The organism is Porcipelethomonas ammoniilytica (assembly GCF_025567485.1).
Lineage (GTDB): Bacteria > Bacillota > Clostridia > Oscillospirales > Ruminococcaceae > Porcipelethomonas > Porcipelethomonas ammoniilytica.
This window is the reverse complement of sequence record NZ_JAOQKH010000072.1, coordinates 1-1342: the sequence shown is the minus strand read 5'-3', so window position 1 is coordinate 1342 and position 1342 is coordinate 1. Positions and strand designations below refer to the sequence as shown.

Genomic DNA, 1342 nt, shown 5'->3' with positions numbered 1-1342 from the left:
CTGATAATATAGAAAGCATTGGAATGGGTGCATTTTATAATTGCAGTTTAGAAAAAATAGATATACCGAATGTAAAATATATTTTTACAAACACTTTTGAAAATTGCACAAATCTTTCAGAAGTAAATATTCCCCAAAGTGTTATTAAAATAAATAAATTTGCATTTAAAAATTGTGGTTTAAATAACATAGTAATACCTGGAGGAGTAAAGAATATTGAAAGTAATGCGTTTAGTGACTGTCCTTACCTGAAAAGTGTAACAATTTCGGAAGGTGTTGAAAAAATTGGTTGGGCAGCATTCGCTGCAACAGATTTGGAAACGGTAAATATTCCTTCAAGCGTTAAAAGAATTGAAACATATGCATTTAATGAATGCAGAAAATTAAAAAATGTGACTATTTCGGATGGTGTTGAGGAAATTGGATCGTATGCATTTAATAATTGCCAGAATATAGGAGATGTACAAATTCCTGCTAGTGTAAAAAAAATAGAAGCTTATGCATTTAATAAGTGTTGGTTTACAAAGATTGGCACATTTACTTTTAATAGAAAATCTGATTTTGAATATGATTATTATATGTTTTTGAATTGCAATAATGTGACTATATATGTTCTGGAATCAGCTAAAAATAATTATATTGATAATGATGGAAATAATAGCATTTTTTATGATATAAAAACTGAAAGAATAAAAACATTTTAAATATTAAGTGTGAAAGGATTTTATATATGAAAAAAATATTTTTTTCCATTTTATCAATATGTATTACTATGATAATTGGATGTTTTAATGTAATTGCAATTGAAGATTTAGAAGAAGAGTTTCAGTATATTATAGAAAAAAATGAAGTTAAAATTATAGGAGGGCATTTTGGAGATAATATAATTCCATCTAAAATAGAAGGATATCCAGTTACAACAATAGCTAACAGAACATTTGTATTGAGTTCTCGTTTTACAAGCATAACATTGCCAGAGACACTTGTTACAATTGAAAAAGAGGCTGTCTTAAGTTGTGAAAATATAAAAGAAATTACAATCCCAAGAAATGTTCAAAATATAGGTGAACATGCTTTAGGTTATGAGATGAAACTGGTACCAGTATGTGGAAGCTCGGAAACATACATTGCCTTTTATAGAATGGATGATTTTATTATAAAAGGCTATAAAGGAACAGCCGCCGAAACATATGCGCTTCAAAACAGGTTTACCTTTATAGCCCTTGATGACGAGCCTGTAACAACTACCACTCCTGTTACTACGGATATAACAACAACTGAAACAACAGTTGTAACAACACAAACAACTGCTGTTTCAAATACGGCAACAAGCTCATCTGTT

2 protein-coding genes are annotated in these 1342 nt (G+C 29.1%); both read left to right on the top strand.

All coding sequences use genetic code 11. The annotated features are described in order from the left end of the window. A partial coding sequence (locus OCV67_RS13275; RefSeq protein WP_147644402.1) for a leucine-rich repeat domain-containing protein occupies positions 1 to 704 on the top strand: 704 nt, incomplete at its 5' end. A 26-nt stretch (positions 705 to 730) separates the two neighbouring features. Next, on the top strand, positions 731 to 1342 hold a 612-nt coding region (locus OCV67_RS13270), incomplete at its 3' end, for a leucine-rich repeat protein (RefSeq protein WP_147644401.1).